This window comes from Hymenobacter yonginensis (assembly GCF_027625995.1).
Lineage (GTDB): Bacteria > Bacteroidota > Bacteroidia > Cytophagales > Hymenobacteraceae > Hymenobacter > Hymenobacter yonginensis.
Genome location: NZ_CP115396.1, coordinates 4,063,453 through 4,081,305, shown reverse-complemented (window position 1 = coordinate 4,081,305; position 17,853 = coordinate 4,063,453). Strand labels below are relative to the sequence as shown.

Sequence of the window (17,853 nt, the reverse complement as noted above, 5' to 3'; positions counted from 1 at the left end):
ACCGAACCGGGGCCGGCGCTGGGGTGCCTGACAACCAGCCCAGCGCCATGCCCCGCCGACGCACGGCTCACTCACGGACCCGTTCCACTTCTTTTCATCTCGTCAGATGACTTCTTCTTCCGAAACCGCCACCCTATTGCTGGAAAGCTTCCCCGAACTGGGGGCGGAACTGCAGGTGCCGGCCACGCGCCAGAGCCTGTACCGGCAGCTGAGCTGCTTTGCCACCTTCACCCGCGAAGCCGCCGAGGCCGGCCAGCTGGCCCTGCTCAAACGCTGCTTCGAGGTGGCCGACCGCCTGCTGCGCCAGGGCGACGCCTACCTGGCCCGCGCCATCGAAAACGTGTACCTGCACTGCCTGCACCTCGATGGCAGCACTTACGGCAACCAGCTAGCCCGTCAGCTTATGCCCAGCCGCCTCTACCAGACTTACCACTATCCGCACACCACCATGCTGCCCTAGGGCCGCTGCTTTTCCGCTTTGCCAATGGCTCCGCTCCTGATGATTCCCGTGCTCACGGCCGCCGGCCTGGCCGGTTTCTGGCTCTTCTACAAGTCCGTCGATTTCTTCGACCAGATCTAACCCTGTCGCGCCATGATGGTCACCCTGTTTTTCCTCTCCCTCGCCACGTTCGGCTACCTCTGCTACGTGCTGCTGCGCCCGGAGAAATTCTAATTCTGTTGCCCGTTACCCGTTGCCCGTTGTCAGGTCGTTCGACGATTGACAACTGGTAACTGGCAACCGGCAACCGGCAACTCAACCAAGATGAACAACGAACTACTCAGCATCGGCGGAATATACCTCATCACGCTGGTGCTGGCCCTGCCGCTGGGCGCGTATCTGGCCCGGGTGTTCCGGGGCGAAAAGAACCTGCTCGACTTCATGCGGCCCGTCGAGAATGGCATCTACCGGCTCTCGGGCATTGATGCCCGCCGCGAGATGACGTGGCAGCAGCACATGGTGGCGCTGCTCACCATCAACCTGGTGTGGTTCCTGCTGGCCATGCTGGTGCTGTGCACCCAGGGCAGCCTGCCGCTCAACCCCGACGGCAACCCCTCGATGTCGCCTGATCTGGCTTTCAACACGGCCATTTCCTTTCTGGTGAACTGCAACCTGCAGCACTATTCCGGCGAGTCGGGCCTGTCGTATCTCTCCCAGATTGTGGTGATTACCTTCCTGCAGTTCGTGAGTGCCGCGACTGGTATTGCGGCGGCCGTGGTGGTGTTCAACGCCCTCCAGACGCGCACCACCGAGAAGCTGGGCAACTTCTACGACTACTTCGTGAAGAGCCTCACCCGCCTGCTGCTGCCCGGTTCGCTGCTGATTGCCCTCATCCTGGCCTTCAACGGCACGCCCATGACACTGCAGGGCAAGCAGGAGCTGATTTCCTTGCAGGGCGACTCGGTGGCGGTGAGCCGCGGGCCGGTGGCCGCCATGGTGGCTATCAAGGAGCTGGGCACCAACGGGGGCGGTTTCTACGGGGCCAACTCGGCCCACCCCCTCGAAAACCCCAACTTTATCACCAACGCCGTCGAGAACATTGCCCTGGTGATTATCCCTATTGCCATGGTGTTTGCGCTGGGCTTCTACCTGAAGCGCCGCAAGCTGGCCTACATGATTTTCGGGGTGATGACGGTGGGCTTTGTGGCCCTGCTGGCCCCCACGGTGTACTACGAGATGCACGGCAACCCCGCCATTGCCAAGCTCGGCGTCGACCAGGCGCTGGGGGCTATGGAGGGCAAGGAAATCCGCCTCGGGGCGGCGGCTTCGGCTTACTGGAGCATCACCAACACCATCATCAGCTGCGGCTCGGTGAACTCCATGCATGACTCGTTTATGCCGATTTCGGGCATGAGCCAGATGCTGGGCATGATGACCAACGCCTTCTACGGCGGCTGCGGGGTGGGTTTGCTCAACTTCTTCGCCTACCTGATTATTGCCGTGTTCATTGCCGGCCTGATGGTGGGCCGCACGCCCGAGCTGCTGGGCAAGAAAATTGAGGCCCGCGAGATGAAAATTGCCGTCATCGTGACGCTGCTGCACCCGCTGCTGATTCTGGCCGGCACGGCCCTCACGGCCCACCTCTACGCCGGCAACCCCACCGAGTACAGCGGCTGGCTGGCCAACCCCGGCTACCACGGCTTCTCCGAGATGCTGTATGAGTTCACCTCCGCCTCGGCCAACAACGGCTCCGGCTTCGAGGGCCTCGGCGACAACACGCCCTGGTGGAACATCAGCACCGGCGTAGTGCTGCTGCTGGCCCGCTTCCTGCCCATCGTGGGCCCGGTCGCCATTGCCGGCCTGCTGGCCCGCAAGAAGTACGTGCCCGAAAGCGCCGGCACCCTGCCCGCCGACACGGCCACCTTCGGGGTGATGGTACTGGCCGTAATCGTCATCATTGCCGCCCTGGCCTTCTTCCCGGCCCTGGCGTTGGGGCCGCTGGCCGAGCATTTCTCGCTCTACTAGTATCGAGTAGGGAGTATTGAGTAGTGGGTCAGATCCTGCTCTGGTCTTCTGCCAGAACTGAAAAGATGAAAGACGAAATAGTAGTTGCTGGTGCCAGTAAATCTTCGTCTGCAAACCAATCAAGATGGAAATGCTCACCGGGTCTCAGGTTAGATAGACTTTCTAAAAAGCTCCTCAGTTTCTGGAATGCTTCTAGGTCACCTGTAATCTTGAAACCTACACCCTCTATCTGCATTGTAATCAGCTGATTTGACTGGTCAACCAACTCTAATGACAGGTGGTGTAATGATATAGGATAGTAAATAGTAGGTCTTTGTCTGAGTGAAAATTCTTTCGTTGGGAATTCAGTCAGGCAGTAGGAGAAGCTCAGAAAATCAGCAGTGGTACCCGAAATATCAATTTCGGTGTGGCCTTCAAATTCTCCTTTTAGTGAGCTGACATTAATAGATAATTCGCACATAACTACGAGTCTATACAAAGCTATTTTCAGATACACAAAGTAAGTGCCCAGAGGCAGCAATTAATAGCAACTAGTATTCTGGCAATGAGACGAGTTCAGGCATATCTGCAACTCATTCTAATCTCTTTCTTCTCAACTCCCAATGTCAACTAAATCTCAATCTCTCTTTCAACCCGCGCTGGTGTCGGAGGCCGTGAAACAGGCGTTCGTGAAGCTAGACCCGCGCATCATGTTCCGCAACCCGGTGATGTTCACCGTGGAAATCGGGACGGTGGTGATGCTGCTCGTGACGCTGGGGCTGCTGGTGAAGCCCGATGCCGCCCAGGGCTCGTTCGGCTACAACTTCACCGTGTTTGTGGTGCTGTTCCTGACGTTGCTGTTCGCCAATTTCGCCGAGGCCATTGCCGAAGCCCGCGGCAAGGCCCAGGCCGAAAGCCTGCGCAAAACCCGCGAGGAAACGCCCGCCCGCGTGCTTGATGCCAACGGTCAGGAGTCGTCGGTTTCCTCCTCCCAGCTCCAGAAAGGCCAGATTTTCCTGGTGGAAGCCGGCGAAATCATCCCCACCGACGGGGAGATTATCGAGGGCCTGGCTACCATTGACGAGTCGGCCATTACGGGCGAGTCGGCCCCGGTGATTCGGGAGGCCGGCGGGGATAAGTCCAGCGTGACGGGCGGGACCAAGGTGCTGTCGGACCGCATTAAGGTGGTGGTGACGACGGCCCCTGGCGAGTCGTTTCTGGACAAGATGATTGCCTTGGTGGAAGGCGCTTCGCGGCAGAAAACGCCCAACGAAATTGCCCTTACCATTCTGCTGGCCGGGTTTACGCTGGTGTTTGTGCTGGTGTGCGTGACGCTGGCCCCGTTTGCCGAGTACTCCAACACGCCCATTGCCATTTCGGCCTTCATTGCCCTGTTTGTGTGCCTGATTCCGACCACCATCGGCGGGCTGCTCTCGGCCATCGGCATTGCGGGCATGGACCGCGCCCTGCGGGCCAACGTCATCACCAAAAGCGGCAAAGCCGTGGAAACGGCCGGCGACATCGACGTGCTGCTGCTCGATAAAACCGGCACCATCACCATCGGCAACCGCAAAGCCACCCACTTCTGGCCCGCGCCCGGCATCACGGAGGCTCAGATGGTAGAGGCCGCCACCCTGGCCTCGCTCACCGACGAAACGCCCGAGGGCAAGAGCATTGTGGAGCTGGCCGGCGAAACCCGCCGCTCCGACGTGGCCGGTCTGCGCACCCGCCTGCAGGGCGCTGAGCTGATCAAGTTCACGGCCGAAACCCGCAGCTCGGGCGTGACGCTGCCCGACGGCACCCGCCTGCGCAAGGGCGCTTCCGACGCCATCCGGCAGCTGGCCGCCCGCGCCAACCAGCCCTTCCCCCAGGAAACCACCCAGCGCGTGGAGGCCATTGCCAGCAACGGCGGCACCCCGCTGGTGGTCAGCCAGAACGACCAGGTGCTGGGCGTGGTGGAGCTGCAGGACATCATCAAGCCCGGCATTCAGGAGCGGTTTGAGCGCCTGCGCAAAATGGGCATCAAAACCGTGATGGTAACCGGCGACAACCCGCTCACGGCCAAGTTTATTGCCGAAAAAGCCGGCGTGGATGACTTCATTGCTGAGGCCAAGCCCGAGGATAAGATGACCTACATCCGCCGCGAGCAGCAGCAAGGCAAGCTGGTGGCCATGATGGGCGACGGCACCAACGACGCCCCCGCCCTGGCCCAGGCCGACGTGGGAGTGGCCATGAACTCGGGCACTCAGGCCGCCAAAGAGGCCGGCAACATGGTGGACCTCGACAACGACCCCACCAAGCTCATTGAGGTGGTGGAAATTGGGAAGCAGCTGCTGATGACGCGCGGCACGCTCACCACCTTCAGCATTGCCAACGACGTAGCCAAGTACTTCGCCATTGTGCCCGCGCTGTTCATGGTGGCCATTCCGGCCCTGGGCGCGCTCAACATCATGGGCCTGAAGTCGCCGCAGTCGGCCATTCTCTCGGCCGTGATTTTCAACGCCGTGATTATTCCGCTGCTGGTGCCGCTGGCGCTGCGCGGGGTGTCCTACAAGCCCATCGGGGCCTCGGCCCTGCTGCGCCGCAACCTGCTGGTGTACGGCCTGGGCGGTGTCATCGTCCCCTTCATTGGCATCAAGGTCATTGACCTGGTGGTGGGGCTGTTTTTGTAGCAAGCTGACGTTTGAACAGATAAAAAAGAACGTCATGCTGAGCGGAGCCGGAGGCGAAGTCGAAGCATCTCTACCGCAGTAGTATTCAATACCAACTCAACGAAGCGGTAGAGATGCTTCGGCAAGCTCAGCATGACAAACAACATAAAATCAACATGAAACAGAACCTGCTTCCCGCATTCCGCCTGACCCTTGTGCTGCTGGTTATCTGCTGCCTAATTTACCCCGTGATGGTGTGGGCCGGTGCCCAGCTGGCCCCGGCCGGCGGGCAGGGCGAAACCATCAGCCACAAGGGCCGCGTGGTAGGCTACGATAACGTGGGCCAGAACTTCACCCGGCCCGAATACTTCCAGGGCCGCCCTTCGGCCGTGGATTACAACGCCGCCGGCTCGGCCGGCTCCAACAAAGGCCCCAGCAACCCCGACTACCTGGCCACCGTGCAGGCCCGCCTCGATACGTTTCTGGTACAGAACCCCGGCGTAACCAAGGCCCAGGTACCGGCCGAGCTGCTCACCGCCTCCGGCTCGGGCCTCGACCCGCACCTCTCGCCGGCCGCCGCCGCCGTGCAGGTAGCCCGCGTGGCCAAAGCCCGCAACCTCGCTGCCGCCAAGGTGCAGGCCCTGGTAACGGAGCACACCCAGCACAGCGCCTTCGGCCCCGACCGGGTGAACGTGCTGCGCCTGAACGTGGCCCTCGACGCCCTGCAGAACCGCTAGCCGGTGGCTGCCTCCGCGCACCGGGCCCGCGCCCACTGGCGGCTGCGGGCCCACCGGCACCGTGGCCGCCGCTTCCGCCCCGGCTACACCCTGCTGGCCCTGGCGCTGCTGTGGCTGCTGCTGCAACTGGTAGCCTGAGGCAATAGCCAGTAGCGCGAACTTTGTAGTTCGCGCCCCCGCGCCGTTGCAACGATTGTCGTTCTGGGGCGCGAACTACACAGTTCGCGCTACTGCCTCCCGGCTCGTTTTCGTTGCTTTACATCCTCAATTCCGTATTACTTCCCCGCCACCCGCCTGATCAAAAAACGTCAGGTTCCCCCTCTCCCCGAAGCTTCGCGCATCAAGCGAACCGGGAGCCGGGGGGTGAGGTCCTCCGCATTCTTTCTCTCCCAATGAAACCACTGGTTCTTTTTACCGCTACTGCACTGCTCACGGCTTCGGCTGCTATGGCCCAAACCGCGCCCGATTCCACGGCAGCTGCGGCGGCTCCGGCCAATCCGCTTACTACCTACGGGTTTGTGGATGGCTACTATGGCTATGATTTCAAGCACGCGGCCACCAACCAGCGGCCCGGCTTCCTGTACTCGCACAACCGCCAGAACGAGTTTACGGTGAACAACGCCGTTATCGGTCTGCGCTACGACAATGGGCAGGTGCGCGGGGCCCTGGGCCTGCACGCGGGCACCTACGTATCGGCCAACTACGCGGCTGAAGACCAAGTGCTCAAACACCTCTACGAGGCCTACGCGGGTTTCCGCCCCTTCAAAAAAGCCTGGCTCGACGTGGGCATTTTCGGCTCGCACATCGGGTTTGAGTCGGCTATCAGCAAGGACAACTGGACGCTGACCCGCTCCCTGATGGCTGAAAACTCGCCGTACTACGAGGCCGGGGCGCGGCTGACCTACGAGGTGAGCCCCAAGCTGACGCTGACCGGGCTGGTACTCAACGGCTGGCAGAACATCCGCGAAAACAACCAGGCTAAAGCTGTGGGCACCCAGATTCAGTGGAAGCCCACCGATAAGCTGCTCATCAACAGCAGCACCTTCTACGGCAACGAGCAGCCCCAGGACTCGGTGCGCCGCCGCCGCTACTTCCACGATTTCTACGTGAGCTACGCCGCCACCGACCGCCTCAGCCTGGCCCTGGTGTTCGACGTGGGCAAGCAGGAAAGCGAGCAACGCGGCGGCAAGGCCGATACCTGGCACACCGGCGCGGCCTTCGTGCGCTACAAGCTGGCCGATAAGTGGACCGCCGCCGCCCGCGCCGAGTACTACAACGCCGACCGGGGCGTCATCATCAGCTCCATTTCGCCGGTAGCCGCCGCCACCGATTTCAAGGTGCAGGCCGCCTCGCTCAACCTCGACTACGCGCCCACCAGCAACGTGACGTTTCGGGTAGAGGGCCGCACCTTCCACGGCCGCCAGCCCTTCCTGACGGACCGCAACGGCAACCCCACCCGCAACTACGGCAACCTCACCAGCAGCATCGCGCTGTCGTTTTAGAGCGTGTTTGGGAACTTGAAAAGCACGTCATGCTGAGCTTGTCGAAGCATCTCTACCGCTTCGTTGCATACTATCTGGCGAAGCGGTAGAGATGCTTCGACAAGCTCAGCATGACGTGCTGTTGATTACTTACGACTTCCTGAATAGCTTCAAAGAGTAGTAATGTTAATTATTTGTAAGACAGCGCTTTATTAAAGATACAAATGCCAAACACTCAATACTAACTACCCAGTACTCACTACCAGCCGTTCGGCGGCTGGGCAATGGTTTCACCCTTTAGCTTACCACGCATCATGGCCCGTACCATCAAAGCCCGCCTCACGCTGGGCCTGAGCTTTCTGTTCGTGATTATTCTGCTGCTGAGCGGGGTGGGGGCGTACTTCCTCTACCAACTCTCGCGCAGCTCGGCCGCTACGTTGCAGGACAACTACCGCTCGGTGGCCTACGCCCGGGCCATGTCCGATGCGTTGTCGGATGTGCGGGAGGCGCGGCGGGCGGGGCCAGCTGCTGAAGTAGTCCGGGCCGAGGCCACCTTCCGGCGCAGCCTGCGGGCCGAACAGGGCAACATCACCGAGCCCGGCGAGCAGGAGCTGGCCGATTCGCTGGCGGCCTCGTTTGGGCAGTACGCCGCCCAGGCCGCCGCGCCGGCCGGCCTCTACCAACAGGTGCGCGGGCAGGTGGGCCGGGTGGCTACCCTGAATCTGCGGGCCATTGAGCAGCAAAGCCTGCGCACCCGCCGCATTGCCAACCGCACCATCGGCACGCTGGGGCTGCTGGCTACGCTGGGCATTCTGGCTACGGTTTCCTTTATCTTCAGCTTCCCTGATTACCTCACCCGGCCGGTAGAGGAGCTGACGGCCGGCATCCGGCGGGTAGCCGAGGGCCACTACGACCAGCGCCTGCCCGTGCGCGCCCACGACGAGTTTGCGCCCGTGGCCCAGGCCTTCAACGACATGGCCCGCCGCCTCGAAGGCTACGAAACCGCCGACGGCACGCCCCGCATCGACTCCAGCGGCCCCCTCGACTTAGTAACCAGCCACCTGCGCCCCGGCTCCGCGCCCGATGCAGCCGACGACCTGACCCGCCGCCGCCACCTGGCCACCCAGCTGCAGCGGCAGGCCCGGCAGCTCCAGCGCACCGCCGATGAGCTGGCCAACGGGCAGGCCGGTTGAGTTGCCGGCCTTTCACGTGTAGTTTGCGGGCATGACAACTTCATCTTCTTCCTCGGCAGCGCTGCGGCGCGCCACCCCGGCCGGGGTGCTGGTGGCCCTGGGCATTGTGTACGGGGACATTGGCACCTCGCCGCTGTACACGGTGCGCGGGGTGTTTGCCAGCCGGCCCGTGACGGAGGACGTGGTGCTGGGCACCATTTCCTGTGTTATCTGGACGCTCACGCTGCTCACCACGGTGAAGTACGTGCTCATTGCCCTGCGCGCCGACAACCACGGCGAGGGTGGCATTCTGGCCCTGTACGCCCGGCTGCGGCGGCTACCGGTGCGCCGCCTCTACCTGGTAGCCATTGTAGGGGCCGCCGCCCTGCTGGCCGACGGCATCATTACCCCGCCCATTTCGGTGGCCTCGGCCATTGAGGGGCTGCGCATCCTCCGGCCCGGCCTCAACACGGTGCCCATCGTCATCGGGATTCTGGTGGCGCTGTTTGCGTTTCAGCAGTTCGGCACCCAGATCATCGGCAAGCTGTTCGGGCCCGTCATGACGGTGTTTTTCTCGATGCTGGCTGTGCTGGGCGTGTACCATCTGGGGCAGGACCTGAGCATTCTGCGCGCCTTCAATCCCTACTACGCCCTGCACATGGTCACGCAGGTGCCGGGCGCGTTCTGGCTGCTGGGCTCCATTTTCCTGTGCAGCACCGGCGCCGAGGCCCTGTACGCCGACATGGGCCACGTGGGCCGGCCCAACATCTACCTGTCGTGGACGTTCGTGAAAACCTGCCTGCTGCTCAACTACCTGGGGCAAGGGGCGTGGCTGCTGCAACACCTGGGCCCGCCGCTGGGCGAGCAGAACCTGTTTTTTCTCCTAATTCCGCAGTGGGCGCTACTGCCGGCTATTGGGCTGTGCACGCTGGCGACCATCATTGCCTCGCAGGCCCTCATTTCGGGTTCGTTTACGCTGGTGATTGAGGCGCTGCGCCTGCATTTCTGGCCCAAGGTGAAGGTCGATTACCCTACCGAGCTGCGCGGGCAGGCCTACGTGCCGAGCCTGAACTGGCTGCTGTGCGCCGGCTGCGTGGGCGTGGTGCTGTACTTCCGCGAGTCGGGCAACATGGAGGCGGCCTTTGGGCTGGCCGTGACGGTGACCATGCTCATGACCACGGCCCTGCTGGCGTTTTACCTGCGTATGCGCCGCGTCAATCCGGTCTGGATTGCGCTGCTGATTGGCACCTACGTGCTCATCGAGGGCTCGTACCTGGTGGCCAACCTGGCCAAGTTCACCCACGGCGGCTGGCTTTCGGTGCTGCTGGGGGCGGTGATTCTGCTGGTGATGCTGAGCTGGATTGTGGGCCAGCGCGTGCGCAACGACCTCACCGAATTCACCCCGCTGGCCGATTACCTGCCGCTGCTGCAGGAGCTCAGCAACGACGCCTCAGTGCCCAAGTACGCCACCCACCTGGTGTACCTCACCAAGTCGGACGACGCGCGGCAGGTGGAAAACGGCATCATCCACAGCATCTTCAAGAAGCGCCCCAAGCGGGCCGATGTGTACTACCTCATCCACGTGCACACCACCGACGACCCGTACACCCGCCGCTACCACGTCACGCACGTGCTGCCCAATGAGTTGGTGCGCATTGATTTCTACTTGGGTTTCCGCATCGACCACGCCCTCAACTACATGTTCCGGCAGGTGGTGTCGGAGCTGGTGCGCAACGGGGAAGTGGACATCACCAGCCGCTACGAAAGCCTGCGCGGCCAGGACGTTACCGGCGACTTCCAGTTCGTGATTCTCAACAAAACCTTGCCCTATGAGTACCTGCTGCGCGGCTGGCAGCGGCTGGCCCTGCGCCTGCACGGCTGGCTGAAGCGCCTCGGTGCCTCCGAAACCGAAAGCTTCGGCCTCGACAACAGCTCCTTCGTCATTGAAAACGTGCCCCTGCACATGCCCGCCCGCCCCGAGCTGCAGTTGCAGCGGGACTAGCTGTGAAATGGTGAGGTGGTGAAATGGTGAGTCTGTCGCGCCTGAGGCTCGATCAGGCGCATCATGCTGCTGCCTCCAGAAAAACCAGAATAAATAACGTAGCCGGCCGACCGGTCCAACTCGCGCCAATCGAACATCAAACTCACCATTTCACCACCTCACCATTTCACCGATGAACGACGACCAACAGCGCGACCAATCGGCTGAGCGGTTTCTGCGGCTAGTGCAGCAGCGGCGGCGCGGGCGGCTGAAGGTGTACCTGGGGCTGGCCGCCGGCGTGGGCAAAACCTACCGCCTGCTGCAGGAGGCCCACGAGCTGCGCGCCCACGGCGTGGATGTGGTGCTGGGCTACGTGGAAACCCACGGCCGCCCCGGCACCGTGGCCCAGCTGCGCGACCTGCCCACCGTGCCGCGCAAGCACATCTTCTACAAGGGCCGCATGCTGGAGGAACTGGATGTGCAGGGCATTCTGCAGCGCCGGCCCTCGGTGGTGGTGGTGGATGAGCTGGCCCACACCAACGTGCCCGGCTCCGAAAACGAGAAACGCTGGCAGGACGTGGAGCAGCTGGTGCGGGCCGGTATTTCGGTGCTCACGGCCGTCAACATTCAGCACCTCGAAAGCCTGCACGACCAGGTACTGCGCATCACCGGCACCGACGTGACGGAGCGCGTGCCCGACCAGGTACTGAAGCAGGCCGACGAAGTAGTGAACGTGGACCTGACCGTGGGCGAGCTGCGCGCCCGCTTGGAAGAAGGCAAAATCTACGATGCGGCCAAGGTGCCCACGGCTTTGCAGAACTTCTTTCAGGCCGAAAACCTGCTGCAGCTGCGCCAGCTGGCCGTGCGCGAAACCGCCAACCTCATCAGCCGCCAGATTGAAACCGACGGCGGCGGGGCCGCGCCCGTAGCGCCCGAGCGCCGCAACCAGGACCGCCTGCTGGCCTGCATCAACGCCAACGCCCCGGCAGCCAAGGAAATCATCCGCAAAACCAGCCGCCTCGCCGACCGCCTCTCGGCCGCCTCCTGGGCCGTACTCTACGTACAGACGCCCCGCGAATCGGCCGACCGCATCAACCTAGCCACCCAGCGCCACCTGCTCAACAACCTGCAGCTCACCACCGAGCTGGGCGGCCAGATTTTGCGCGTGAAAGCCACCGACGCGGTGCCCGAAATCCTGCGCGTAGCCCAGGAAAAAGGCGTCACGCTGCTGATTTGCGGCGTCACCAGCGAGAAAAGCTGGTGGCAGCGCCTGCTGCGCCCCGGCGTCACGCGCCGCCTCATCCGCTCCGTAGCCCGCTCCCCGCTGGATGTGGACGTGTTTCTGGTGAGTTACTGATCTGCTTTTGCGCCCGGACAGTAGCGCGAACTTTGTAGTTCGCGCCCCAGAACGATATATATCCGAACGGCGCGGGGGCGCGAACCGCAAAGTTCGCGCTACTACCCCGCCAGCCCGCTGCCCCTTGCTCAACCATACGCGAAGCAGAGCTTCGCGCTACTGCCCATGAACCTCAAAACCAAAATCACCCTGGCCTTCGTCACCATGCTGCTGCTGCTGCTGGGGGTGAGTGCGTTTACCCTTTTCTCGCTCAACCGCCTCGACCGCACGGCGCGCAACGTGCTGCAGGACAACTTCTACTCCGTAGAGCTGGGCCAGCGCATGCTGCGCGCCCTGGACAGCGTGCAGACCGCGCCGCCGGTGGCGTTGGCCAGCTTCCGGGAGGCCCTCACCCGCGAGGCCGGCAACGTAACGGAAGTGGGTGAGCAGGCGGTGGTGGATAGCCTCACGGCCACGCTGGCCCGCTACGAGCGGCTGCCCCAGGCCGCTAACGCCGCCCAGCTCCGCACGCTCACCTACCGCATGATTGACCTGAACACCCAGGCCCTCACCCGTAAAAACGAAGCCGCCAACCGCACCGCCACTCAGCAGCAACGCTACGTGCTGGCGTTGCTCACCTTCGCCCTGCTGACCTCGTTGCTGTTTGTGCTGAGCGTGCCCGAGGCGGCCGTGGGGGGCCTGCGCAAGCTCACGGCCAGCATCGAAAACGCCACCAACCAGGATTACTCGTCCTCCATTCCGGTGGAAAGCCACGACGAGTTTGGCACCGTGGCGCGGGCCTTCAACCGCATGTTGGTGCAGCTGCAGGACTACCGTACCTCCACGCTGGCCCAGTTGATGGCCGAGCGCAACCGCGCCGCCAGCATCGTGAACAACCTCGATGAGGGCCTGCTGCTGGTGGACGAGCACCGCCGGGTGCTGCTGGTGAACCCCGTTGCGGCCGAGCTATTGGGCCAACCGGCTGCCGGGTTGCTGGGCCAGCCGGCCGACGAAGTAGCCCGCCACAACGACCTGTTCCGGGAGCTGCTGCGCCACCTCGATACGCCCGCCGCCCAGCGCCCCCAGGAGGCCGCCCCGGTGCTCACCCTGGCCCGCAACGACGAGGAAGTGTACTACCGCGTGGCCGTGAACGACGTCATCAGCTTCAACGAGGCGCTGGATAAGATGGAATTCGTGGGCTCTATCCTCACCCTGCACAACGTGTCGGAGTTCAAGAAGCTGGACCAGGCCAAGTCGAACTTCCTGGCCACGGTGTCGCATGAGTTGAAAACGCCGCTGTCCAGCATCAACTTCAGCCTGAAGCTGCTGCAGAACGGCAAAGTGGGCTCCGTAAACGAGGAGCAGCAGCGCATTCTGGCCACCATCAAGCAGGAAAACCAGCGGCTGCTGAAGCTGGTGGGCGAGCTGATTGACGTGTCGCGGCTGGAATCGGGCAACATCCAGCTCAACTTCCAGCCCACCCAGGTGCGCGACATCGTGCAGTTCGCCGCCGATACCATTCAGCTCCAGCTCCAGCCCAAGCAGCTCACCCTCGACATCCAGGTGCCAGCCGAGCTGCCCCCCGTGCGCGCCGACATCGAGAAAACCACCTGGGTGCTACTGAACCTGCTGGCCAACGGCATCCGCTATTCGCCCGAGCAGGGGCAGCTGCACATTCGGGCGGCGCTGGCCCCGGGCGGGCAGCAGGTGGAGGTGCTGGTGCAGGACCACGGCCCCGGCATTGCGCCCCAGTACCAGGAAAAAATCTTCCAGCGCTTCGTGCAGATTCCCGACAAAACCGGCTACCGCGGCGGCTCGGGCCTGGGCCTGAGCATTGCCCGCGAGTTCATCGGCAGCCAGGGCGGGCAGCTGTGGGTGGAAAGCGAGCTGGGCACCGGCAGCACCTTCCGCTTCACGCTGCCGGTGGCAGGCTGAGTGGGCAGCGCGCTGGTGGAGCACCTCCCCAGTTTATGCAGCAGCCCACGCACTTACGGGCTGCTTTTAGCGCTACGTCAAAATATTTTTCACGTCCGATAAATCCAATTATCCAGGCAGGGGCGTAAGTGCTTTCAAATCAACCACCCCCCTTCTTCTTTCTTCCCTGATTATGAAAAAGACCCTTCTTTCTTTCGCTGTAATGGCCTTTATGGGCGCTGCTTCGGTTTCTTCGGCTCAGGCTCAGGCCAAGATGACGCCCGGCACCGTATCGGTGGGCGGCCAGGCCATGTACCCGAATAAGAACATTGTGGAAAACGCCGTCAACTCGGCCGACCACACCACACTGGTAGCTGCTGTGAAAGCCGCCGGCCTCGTGGAAACCCTGCAGGGCAAAGGTCCTTTCACGGTATTCGCTCCTACCAACGCCGCCTTCAGCGCCCTACCAGCCGGCACCGTTGAAACGCTGGTGAAACCCGAGAACAAGGCGACCCTCACCAAAATCCTGACCTACCACGTGGTAGCCGGCAACATGACCGCCGACAAGATTATGGCCGCCATCAAAGCCGGCAAAGGCACCGCCAGCCTCAAAACCGTAAGCGGCGGCACTCTGAAAGCCATGATGAACGGCCCCAAAAACGTAGTGCTGGTTGACGAGAAAGGCAACGTCTCGACCATCTCCACCTACGATGTGACTCAGAGCAACGGCGTGATTCACGTAATCGACAAAGTTCTGATGCCCTAATCCAACCGGTGTTTCGACACCAGCAAAAAAGCGCCTTCCCGGCTGGGAAGGCGCTTTTTTTGGTTGATAGTAGTTGTCAGTTGCTCGTTGTCTGTTTTTCGTTGTCAGAACTGTACTGACAACGAAAAACTAAACTCAGGGGCAATTCTGACGGCGGGCCTCGTCGGCGTAGGTGTAGCCGAGGCGCACGGCCCGCTCGAAAAACTCGCAGGCGGCCGGGGCGTTGCCTTCCTGCTGCGCCAGCCGGCCCAGCAGAAAATGCACCTGCCCATTTTTTGGATTGGCTTCCAACACTTGGCGATAGTCGGCGCGGGCCTGGGTCAGGTCTTGCATTTTGTAGTAGGCCAGGCCCCGGTACGTCAGGTATTTGAGGGGCAGCGGGCGCCCGGCGCGGGTACGCAGGCGCAGGCCGGTACTCAGGTCTTCGGCAGCCTTCTCGAAGGTCTGCTGCTCAAACAGGCGCACCTCCCCCCGGGCCAGCCAGGCCGTGCTCTGCGTGGAATCCAGCGCCAGCGACACGGTGAAGCTCTGCTCGGCAGCCTCCGCCTCGCCAAGGCCCGCCAGGCACTGCCCCACCCGAAACAGCAGATGGGCCCGCTCGGCAACCGGCTCGGCATCGGTCAGGGCGGCTTCGTAGTCGGCGCGGGCGGCGGCATAGTCGCGGTTGATGAGCTGCTCAATCTCGCCCCGGCGCCGCAGCGCGGCCCCGAACTCGGGCTTGAAGTGCAGCGCCTGCGTGAAGTAGGCGTGCGCCGCCGACCACCGCGCCCGGCGGTATGCCCGTAGGCCATCCTCGTAGTTGCTGACGGCCGTTACGTGGTCCATGATCAGCTTGCCCCCCAGCACAAACGCCAGAATGGCGGCCAGCAGCCCAAACGTGAGCAAATAGTCGCGGCGCGTAAAGCGGCGCTGCTTGGGAATGGTGCGGTAGTGTCGCTCGCCGGAGCCGGCCGGCCGCCGGGTGCGCAGGGGCGCCGGCGGCGGCATGGGCACCCCGTACACGTGCTGCGTGGGGGCGCGGTACTGCTGCTGCCGCTGCTGCTCGGCGGCGCGTTGGGCGGCTTGGCGCAGCTGCTGGTCGTAGGCGGCGCGGCGCTGGGGGTCGCCCAGCACCCCGTAGGCCACGGCCACGGCCTTAAACCGCTCCTCGTACAAGGCGCTGCCGCCGTGCTTGTCGGGGTGCAGCTCCACGGCCAGCCGCTTGTAGGCGCGCTTCACGTCGGTGGCGGTGGCGGTGGCGGCTATGCCTAATACGTGGTAATGATTCTGGCTCAAGATGCAGCTGCTTGCGGGTAAAAATACGCCGGGTTTCAGACACGCGCACGGTTTTCCCGTATGAAGGGGCTATCTGAAAACCAGGCCAGGGGCCCGGAGTTCAGGGCCTTTTTTCCAAACATGGTTTTCCGCAAATTATCTCCCGCTCATGGGCCTTTTCTCCGACGACGACGACGCTACTAAAACGCCCCGCACCGACAATATCATCGGCAACCTAAAGGGGTATCTGGATACCCGCATCGACCTGGCGCGGCTGGAAGTACAGCAGAAAGTGAAAGTGGCCATGGTGGGCACCATGCACGGCGCGGCTATGGCAGGCATCGGGCTGGTGTTCTTCCTGTTCCTGAACCTGTTTATTGCCCTGCTGCTCAACGAGCAGCTGGACAGCTCCTACTGGGGCTTTGGCATCGTGGCCGGCTTCTATCTGGTGCTGCTGATTGTGTTTCTAGTAGGCGTTGATAAGAAAGTATTTCAGGGCGTGGCCGATAAGCTGCTCGACAACACCATCTACAAATCCGACAAACGTCAAGCCTAATCCGACATGGCCGAACTGACCAACCCTTTGTTTGAAGACGAAAAAGAGTTTCTGGAGCGCCAGAAGCTGGAATACGAGCGCGCCCTGATGGGCGACGTGGAGGAGATAAAGGAGAAAACCCAGCAAGCCAGCAAGTACGTGGCCATCGGGGCCGGCATTCTGGCCGGTGCGTGGCTGCTGTCGAAGGCGTTTGGCGGCAAGAAGGACAAGGTGCTGCGTGGCGGCCCGGCTCCGCAGGGCCTGCCCGGCAAAGCCTCCAGCCGTTCGCTGCGCAAAAACCGCCAGGCCCTGTCCGGCTTCGCTGCCGACGACCTGGGCTTCAGCACCGGCCACCACGCCGACCGCGGCCAGCAGCCAACCCACCACGAGCGAGCCCAGCTAGCCCCCGACGTATACCACGCCATGCCCCTGGCCTCCTCCGACGACGATGCTTCGCATGACCCGTTCCAGCCTGTCAGCGCCACTGCACCGTCGTCGTATGCGCCGGCCCGGCAGGCAGCGTATGCCCCGCATGAGCCAGCACCGGCCGCGGCTTCTTCTATCGTGGCCGATACGTTCCGCGCCTTCATGCAGTCCGACACCGGCAAGATGCTGGTAGCCCAGGCTTCGGCCCTGTTGATGGGGATAGTAGCCAAAAAAGTGCATGAGTATTTGCCGATGCTCAAAAATCCCGACCTTGCAACCTCTCCAGCGGAGCCGGAAACCCGGGACATCGACTTTACTTATCACCACGACGACGCGAATGCGCCTCACCAGCCTCTATGATGGCCTCAGCAAGCGCCGCTCCCACGGCCGCAAATCCCTGGCTATCCTGCTCGACCCTGATAATCTGACTGAAGCAGGCTGCCGCAAGGTGCTGGCGCTAAGCGAAACGCACCCGGTAGATTATTTCTTTGTGGGCGGCAGTCTGGTGATGAACTCGCACCAGACTGCCCTCATCCAGCAGATTAAGCAGCATTCGGCGGTGCCGGTGCTGCTTTTTCCCAGTCATAGCCTGCACCTCGATCCGCAGGCCGACGGGATTCTGCTGCTGAGCCTAATTTCAGGGCGCAACCCAGAGTTTCTGATCGGGCAACACGTCATTGCAGCGCCGCTGCTGCGCCAAAGCAACCTGCAGATTCTGCCCACCGGCTACCTGCTCGTAGATACCGGCCGCCAGACCACGGCCAGCTACATGAGCGGCACCACGCCCCTCCCCTACGACAAACCCACCATTGCCGCCTGCACGGCCATGGCCGGCGAGCAGCTTGGCCTGCGCCTGATGTATCTCGACGGAGGCAGCGGCGCCATGTACCCGGTGTCGGCAGCCACCATCCGGGCCGTACGCCAGGCCGTCGACGTACCCATCATCGTGGGGGGCGGCATCAATACTGCCGATAAAGCCCAGGCCGCCCTTGCCGCCGGAGCCGATGTCATTGTAGTCGGCAACCAGGTAGAGAAGAACCCGGAGTTTCTGGGCGAAGTATCCCGTGTAGTGCAATCGTTCAACACCGTGGCCGACGTAGCGTAGCCCAGCGCCGCACCCGCAGAGTACCACCCGGCTCCGGCCGCCCATAGCAACA

At 62.6% G+C, this 17,853-nt stretch carries 17 protein-coding genes; 15 read left to right on the top strand and 2 right to left on the bottom strand.

Features of this window, described 5'->3' with window-relative positions; genetic code table 11:
* Positions 1 to 106: 106 nt before the first annotated feature.
* The 3 genes from O9Z63_RS17600 to kdpA all read left to right on the top strand — a co-directional run bounded on the left by O9Z63_RS17600 (position 107) and on the right by kdpA (position 2,464).
* Positions 107 to 460 (top strand): DUF7674 family protein, encoded by a 354-nt coding sequence (locus O9Z63_RS17600; protein WP_052346111.1) that lies wholly within the window; start codon positions 107 to 109, stop codon positions 458 to 460.
* A gap of 132 nt (positions 461 to 592) precedes the next feature.
* The gene (kdpF, locus tag O9Z63_RS21205) at positions 593 to 673 is read left to right on the top strand and encodes a K(+)-transporting ATPase subunit F (RefSeq protein ID WP_071883060.1); all 81 of its coding nucleotides are present in this window, start codon (positions 593 to 595) and stop codon (positions 671 to 673) included.
* Between the two features lie 90 nt (positions 674 to 763).
* Complete coding sequence (gene kdpA / locus O9Z63_RS17595) at positions 764 to 2,464, top strand: potassium-transporting ATPase subunit KdpA (protein ID WP_190784559.1); 1,701 nt, start codon at positions 764 to 766, stop codon at positions 2,462 to 2,464.
* A 28-nt stretch (positions 2,465 to 2,492) separates the two neighbouring features.
* Here kdpA and O9Z63_RS17590 read toward each other — a convergent pair whose 3' ends face one another.
* Positions 2,493 to 2,924: a hypothetical protein gene (locus O9Z63_RS17590; protein WP_270126675.1), complete on the bottom strand. Its 432-nt coding sequence runs from the start codon at positions 2,922 to 2,924 to the stop codon at positions 2,493 to 2,495.
* A 142-nt stretch (positions 2,925 to 3,066) separates the two neighbouring features.
* Between O9Z63_RS17590 and kdpB the strand changes: the two genes are divergently transcribed.
* The 9 genes from kdpB to O9Z63_RS17545 all read left to right on the top strand — a co-directional run bounded on the left by kdpB (position 3,067) and on the right by O9Z63_RS17545 (position 14,481).
* Positions 3,067 to 5,115 (top strand): potassium-transporting ATPase subunit KdpB, encoded by a 2,049-nt coding sequence (kdpB, locus tag O9Z63_RS17585; RefSeq protein ID WP_270126674.1) that lies wholly within the window; start codon positions 3,067 to 3,069, stop codon positions 5,113 to 5,115.
* Between the two features lie 155 nt (positions 5,116 to 5,270).
* On the top strand, positions 5,271 to 5,831 hold the full coding sequence (gene kdpC, locus O9Z63_RS17580) for a potassium-transporting ATPase subunit KdpC (protein WP_270126672.1): 561 nt from the start codon (positions 5,271 to 5,273) through the stop codon (positions 5,829 to 5,831).
* Positions 5,832 to 5,834: 3 nt separating this feature from the next.
* Positions 5,835 to 5,969 carry a hypothetical protein gene (locus O9Z63_RS17575; RefSeq protein WP_261990105.1) on the top strand — a complete coding sequence of 45 codons (135 nt, stop codon included), beginning with the start codon at positions 5,835 to 5,837 and terminating at the stop codon, positions 5,967 to 5,969.
* A 254-nt stretch (positions 5,970 to 6,223) separates the two neighbouring features.
* The gene (locus O9Z63_RS17570) at positions 6,224 to 7,333 is read left to right on the top strand and encodes a porin (RefSeq protein ID WP_270126670.1); all 1,110 of its coding nucleotides are present in this window, start codon (positions 6,224 to 6,226) and stop codon (positions 7,331 to 7,333) included.
* Between the two features lie 293 nt (positions 7,334 to 7,626).
* Positions 7,627 to 8,505, top strand: coding sequence for a HAMP domain-containing protein (locus tag O9Z63_RS17565; RefSeq protein WP_270126668.1), 879 nt, complete (start codon positions 7,627 to 7,629; stop codon positions 8,503 to 8,505).
* Between the two features lie 31 nt (positions 8,506 to 8,536).
* A complete protein-coding gene (locus O9Z63_RS17560) occupies positions 8,537 to 10,486 on the top strand; it encodes a KUP/HAK/KT family potassium transporter (RefSeq protein ID WP_270126667.1) in 1,950 nt (649 codons plus the stop codon).
* 172 nt (positions 10,487 to 10,658) lie between these two features.
* Positions 10,659 to 11,822 carry a sensor protein KdpD gene (locus tag O9Z63_RS17555; protein WP_270126665.1) on the top strand — a complete coding sequence of 388 codons (1,164 nt, stop codon included), beginning with the start codon at positions 10,659 to 10,661 and terminating at the stop codon, positions 11,820 to 11,822.
* A 165-nt stretch (positions 11,823 to 11,987) separates the two neighbouring features.
* Positions 11,988 to 13,736 (top strand): HAMP domain-containing sensor histidine kinase, encoded by a 1,749-nt coding sequence (locus O9Z63_RS17550; RefSeq protein ID WP_270126663.1) that lies wholly within the window; start codon positions 11,988 to 11,990, stop codon positions 13,734 to 13,736.
* 172 nt (positions 13,737 to 13,908) lie between these two features.
* Positions 13,909 to 14,481 carry a fasciclin domain-containing protein gene (locus O9Z63_RS17545; RefSeq protein WP_044015061.1) on the top strand — a complete coding sequence of 191 codons (573 nt, stop codon included), beginning with the start codon at positions 13,909 to 13,911 and terminating at the stop codon, positions 14,479 to 14,481.
* 135 nt (positions 14,482 to 14,616) lie between these two features.
* Here the strand turns inward: O9Z63_RS17545 and O9Z63_RS17540 are convergent, their stop codons facing one another.
* The gene (locus O9Z63_RS17540; protein WP_270126662.1) at positions 14,617 to 15,756 is read right to left on the bottom strand and encodes a J domain-containing protein; all 1,140 of its coding nucleotides are present in this window, start codon (positions 15,754 to 15,756) and stop codon (positions 14,617 to 14,619) included.
* 148 nt (positions 15,757 to 15,904) lie between these two features.
* Here O9Z63_RS17540 and O9Z63_RS17535 point away from each other — a divergent pair, with 148 nt between their 5' ends.
* From O9Z63_RS17535 to O9Z63_RS17525, 3 genes are read left to right on the top strand one after another with little or no spacing between them, the layout of a single operon-like run.
* The gene (locus O9Z63_RS17535; RefSeq protein ID WP_270126661.1) at positions 15,905 to 16,291 is read left to right on the top strand and encodes a phage holin family protein; all 387 of its coding nucleotides are present in this window, start codon (positions 15,905 to 15,907) and stop codon (positions 16,289 to 16,291) included.
* Positions 16,292 to 16,297: 6 nt separating this feature from the next.
* Positions 16,298 to 17,056, top strand: a complete 759-nt coding sequence (locus O9Z63_RS17530) for a hypothetical protein (RefSeq protein ID WP_270126660.1) — start codon at positions 16,298 to 16,300, stop codon at positions 17,054 to 17,056.
* Positions 17,034 to 17,801, top strand: a complete 768-nt coding sequence (locus O9Z63_RS17525) for a geranylgeranylglyceryl/heptaprenylglyceryl phosphate synthase (protein ID WP_270126659.1) — start codon at positions 17,034 to 17,036, stop codon at positions 17,799 to 17,801. The genes O9Z63_RS17530 and O9Z63_RS17525 overlap by 23 nt, the downstream gene beginning before the upstream one ends.
* Positions 17,802 to 17,853: the final 52 nt, after the last annotated feature.